The following is a 1,551-nucleotide window of genomic DNA, read 5'->3' on the forward strand; positions in this document are numbered from 1 at the left end:
TATTTGGATACTGATGATAAACATTATGCTTGTGAAGAATTTATAGCAATAAAGGAAAATACAGAATATGTATTTTATGGATTGAATGGTAATAGACAATATTATGATTCAAATAAAAATTTTATACAAGGTATATCTTCTCCAGAACGATATTTCCAATTAACAAAAAATTCAAGTTGGAGATATTGGGTTGAAAAAACACCTAGTAATGCACATTTTATTAAAGTGACATTACATAGAGATAATTTAATAAATGGTAAGGCCATATTATTTGAAGGTAATAAATTTAATAAAAAGACTATTCCATATACTCTTAGAAGTTTACCAAATGGTACAAAAGATGAGATAGTTTATAAGAATAATAAATATTACTTAATAAAAAGATGTGAGGAACATACTTATACTGATATTGGAAATCTTAATTTATCACATGTATATGATAATACTCTGCTATTCATGGGAACATTAATTCCTCAAGCCGTTGTAGCTAGTTTAGACACAGCATATGTTCTATGTGATAATTTAAATGGAAAAAGTAGAAATGATTTCAATAGTAATGACACAGAAGGATGTTCAACTACTGGTGGTGGCGATATAGCATTTAGAATATTGAAAAGTAAACTTTCTACACAAGATGGAAATGGGTTTAGTGAATGGATAAAAAATAATCCAATAACTATTATATATCAACTTGCAAAACCACAAGAAATTGAACTTACAACATTAAACTTAGAACAATATGATAATCAAACTAAATTTATTTGTAACTCAGATACTGTTATACCAAACATAAGTTTTGAAAGTACACAAAATTTAGGTAGTCATATAGAAGCTATAAGAAGCAGTATAGCAAATATAAGTCATATTCAGTCTAACTCTAGAATTATAGATTTATCTAACAAATTATTGAATGGATGGAAGAGAACTGTTTCAGACAATGATGGGTTTATAATAAGTAAAAATGGAAATCAAGTTAGTTTTCATATGCGTATAACTGGTGGAATAATTACAGATAGTACTGCATTATTGAAACTTCCTGATGGATTTACACCTAAGACTTTCTATGTTTTTCCAATATTTACAACCCAAAATAATCAATTAGTTCAAGGCTTTATGTATTTTAATTTTGCAAATGGATACCTTCAAATTACGCAATTAGGAAGTAATGCAGATATATATAGTTATGGAACTTATTTTATTGAATAAGAAAGGAAGAAATGTATGTTAAATTTAAAAGAAAAAAAAGATATTTTAATAGAATATGGTTTTGAAAATGACTTAGATAACATAGATAATTACTTTGTTACAGAGGATAAACAGTTATTTACTCCAGCAATAAAAAATGGAGAGATTAAAACAGGGAAAGAGGTTTACGATGAATGGTTAGAGTTACAAAATAATCCACCTAAACCACAACCAACACCCGAAAAAAAAAATGCGGATAAAATTACAATTTTAATAGAAAATCAAAAACAGCAAGATAGTTTATTAGTAGATAATGCTTATAGAATTGCTATGTTAGAACTTAACACAAATAATGTGTTATAAAAT

The 1,551-nt window shown here is 26.6% G+C and carries 2 protein-coding genes; both read left to right on the forward strand.

Annotation, left to right across the window (positions count from 1 at the left end):
• Positions 1 to 1,206, forward strand: a 1,206-nt coding sequence (locus KGF39_RS19305; protein WP_227823555.1) for a hypothetical protein, incomplete at its 5' end; no start/stop codon positions are given.
• Between the two features lie 15 nt (positions 1,207 to 1,221).
• Positions 1,222 to 1,548, forward strand: a complete 327-nt coding sequence (locus tag KGF39_RS19310) for a hypothetical protein (RefSeq protein ID WP_227823556.1) — start codon at positions 1,222 to 1,224, stop codon at positions 1,546 to 1,548.
• Positions 1,549 to 1,551 lie beyond the last annotated feature (3 nt).

The sequence above is a fragment of the Clostridioides sp. ZZV14-6345 genome, from assembly GCF_020657775.1.
In the GTDB taxonomy this organism is placed as follows: domain Bacteria; phylum Bacillota; class Clostridia; order Peptostreptococcales; family Peptostreptococcaceae; genus Clostridioides; species Clostridioides difficile_D.

Coding starts and splice junctions, on each gene's coding strand:
- KGF39_RS19310 (WP_227823556.1), top strand. CDS start 1,222: ATGTTAAATTTAAAAGAAAAAAAAGATATTTTAATAGAATATGGTTTT.